Origin of the sequence: Microcoleus sp. OTE_8_concoct_300, from assembly GCF_031383065.1 — a bacterium.
Classification (GTDB): Bacteria; Cyanobacteriota; Cyanobacteriia; order Cyanobacteriales; family Microcoleaceae; genus Microcoleus.
Window position 1 is genome coordinate 1 of record NZ_JANMZH010000671.1, and the last position, 3,091, is coordinate 3,091.

At 44.9% G+C, this 3,091-nt stretch carries 2 protein-coding genes; one reads left to right on the top strand and one right to left on the bottom strand.

Annotated elements, in window-relative coordinates:
* Window positions 1-62 precede the first annotated feature (62 nt).
* Window positions 63-1,118 (bottom strand): RNA-guided endonuclease InsQ/TnpB family protein, encoded by a 1,056-nt coding sequence (locus ACUVJL_RS30410; protein WP_445249245.1) that lies wholly within the window; start codon window positions 1,116-1,118, stop codon window positions 63-65.
* Between the two features lie 129 nt (window positions 1,119-1,247).
* On the opposite strand from ACUVJL_RS30410, the gene ACUVJL_RS30415 reads away from it, so the two are divergent.
* A complete protein-coding gene (locus ACUVJL_RS30415) occupies window positions 1,248-2,642 on the top strand; it encodes an NAD(P)/FAD-dependent oxidoreductase (protein ID WP_445249246.1) in 1,395 nt (464 codons plus the stop codon).
* The last annotated feature ends 449 nt before the right edge of the window (window positions 2,643-3,091 follow it).

Sequence of the window (3,091 nt, forward strand, 5' to 3'; positions counted from 1 at the left end):
TCCCGCCCGTCCAAAAAGGACGGGCGGGACGCCCATCCCACAATAACAATTAAAATTGTAAGTTATTTAATTCGCGATCCTAAGAATCCCTTCGCCATGACTCGGAAGTCAATATCTTCAACGAAGATGGTGTCAGCCAGATCGCACAATTTGTGAGCCAGTTTGAACTGATAGTCTTTACGCTTGAATGCGATATGATTGTGCTGCTTTTCTAGTTTGATTCGGGCTTTTTCGTAGTTCTTAGAACGCTTCTTTTTTTCGGACAGTCTGCGTTGTAGCACTTTCAACCGACGATGCATATCCTTGAAAAATTTGTGTCCTGGTTCTACGAACCCATCACTGGTTACTAAAAATTTATCCAATCCGACATCTATTCCAATGAAATGACCGTGCGGTATTGGGTCTGGAATAGAGATATCAGATTGGATGCTGACTACAGCAAACCACCCCATTGCCTTTTTGAAAATTCTGACTTGCTTAACTGCAAAACCTTCTGGTATGGGTCGGTGCAAGTTGATTTGAACTTTTCCTAGTTTAGGTAGCTTTATTTGCCAACCTGTAATTGGATTACTGGAAAACTGAGGGAACAGTATAGACTTCATTTGTCCATACTTCTTGAACCTCGGAAAACCATAACCCCTATTTTGAAAAAAGTCCCAAGCGTCATGCAACCTTCTAATGGTTGTTTGCAATACCTGAGAAGGTACTGCTGCTAACCTTGGGAACTCTTTTTTGGCTTTGGGCAAGCTGTTTTGCTGTTGCTGATATCCAGGAAAGGGATAGTCAGCACTCATGATATACTCCGATTCCAAACTACATCTATCTACTGGACACTTCCTAGAAGCAATCCAGTCCTTTAGTTCCCTGAGTGCGTAGTTATATACAACTCTACAAGTTTCGAGCCATTCTGACAGTAGCTCGACTTGCTTTTTGTCGGGATATAGGCGGTAACTGTAGTTGAGAGTAATCATAGAAAAAATATTACCACAATCCATAAATATGGTAATTGCTAATTTTACCGGAGTTGACCGGATAAAATTAGCCTGGGGGATGTCCATGTATCCCACGCCTCCCGTTCCGGCTAGGACGTGGGACTTATAGCCTCCCCCAGACCCCACCGTAAGTTAAAATAATCGCACAGCCAAATCTTTGGTAGAGGGATATAAAGATTTTTTACAGAAGCGAGACAAATTGTTTACAATTCATCTACCAATGCCATAGCACATTAGCCTTCAAGGAATTCGATCGTGCAGCGAAAAAGTCATGCAATTATTATTGGCGGCAGTTTAGCAGGACTGTTGGCCTCTAGAGTATTAGCAAAACACTTCGATCGAGTAAGTATTGTTGAAGGAGATTTTTTCCCAGAAAAACCCGCACCTCGCCCCGGGATTCCTCAATCCCGTCACCTTCACCTGTTTTTAAATCGGGGAAAAATGATCCTAGAAGAGTTTTTTCCCGGCTTGGAAAAGGAACTCGTAGCTGCTGGTGCTCCTAGTGTAGATCCGAGGTCGATCGGGTGGTTTAGTCCGGCGGGTTGGGCCCCGCAATTTAGCCCGGATCTAAATGATTTAATTATCTTCAGTCGGGATTTACTTGATTGGCAAATTCGCCGCAGGTTGGCTGAAAATACGAAGGTGCATTTCCTCGAAGGAGGCACAGTAACGGGGTTGCTGACGAATGCCTCGCGCGCGGAGGTTACTGGCGTGTCGGTGCGTTTTTGCGATCGCCACAACCGGACTAACATCCATACAGAGAATTTGAATGCAGATTTGGTAGTCGATGCGAGTGGCAAAGTTTCCAAAACACCTCAATGGTTGAAAAGTTTGGGCTATGAACCTCCGCAAGAAACCGCTATCAATGCTTTTGTCGGCTATGCCAGTCGCATCTATAAATGCAGCGGTAAATTGTCAGACACAGCGCCAGTATTTGTGTCAATAGGACCGCCAGTGCGCACCCGCGGCGGTGCAATTTTCCCGATCGAAGGCAATCGCTGGCTGGTGAGTCTCAACGGGGGCGATCGCGATTATCCCCCTGCAGACGAAGCAGGTTTTCTAGAATTTGTCCGCACTCTGCCAACCCCGACAATTTATGATGCAATTAAAGACGCAGAAGCAATAACACCTATTTATAGTTATCGAGGTACAGAAAATCGTTGGCGCCACTACGAGCGCCTGCCTCGTTATCCTGAAAACTTAATAATTATCGGTCATGCAGTTTGCACTTTTAACCCGATATACGGACACGGAATGACGGTTGCGGCACTGGATGTTCAGATGCTAGATGAATGCCTCCAAAAGCAGCGGCAGCGCTATCGGGAAGGCAATTTAAAAGGTTTCTCTCGACAATTTCAACAAAAATTAGCAAAATTACATACAATTCCTTGGATATTTGCCATCAGTCAGGATTCCCGCTATCCGGGAAGTGAAGGTGCAAAACTAAACCTCCCTACGCGGCTGACAATTGATTACATGGATTTGGTGTTAAAAGTGCTGGTCTCAGATGCTAAAGTTTGTCAAGCATTTGTGGAAGTTGTGCACATGATTGAGTCGCCTGCTGTACTTTTTCATCCCAGTATTGCGGTTAAGGCGATCGGGCAATTAGTCACCCGAAGGCAGAAGGCATTCGGAAAAGCGCAGAATTAATAGACTTCTTGCAAAAATAAATAGGACGGGCTCTTCGGCCCATCCCACAATAAAAAATAACTGTTGTGGGATGGGCCCCAGAGCCCGTCCCATCAATTGATGAAAAGGATTTTTGCAAGAGGTCTAATAGAAAGAGATTACACCGAATCAGCTTATTTTTTCCAATTCTATAGTCCTGGACGCATGGGGACCAAGAAACTGATTTTTTTTTACGAAAAGACGCATCGCAGGCCGCACACGGGCGTAAAAAACCCGGTTTCGAGAAGTCGGAGTGTGTCCATAACGGGTGATATTATGTCCGCTATAACCTGCACGATCAAATTGGTTTGTAGTGAAGAATGAAGTCCTCACTACTTGCCTTGTAACGGTTATTTTAGGAATGAGAATTAAATAACTTCCACAAGTTTGTGGGATGGGCGTCCCGCCCGTCCAAAAAGGACGGGCGGGAC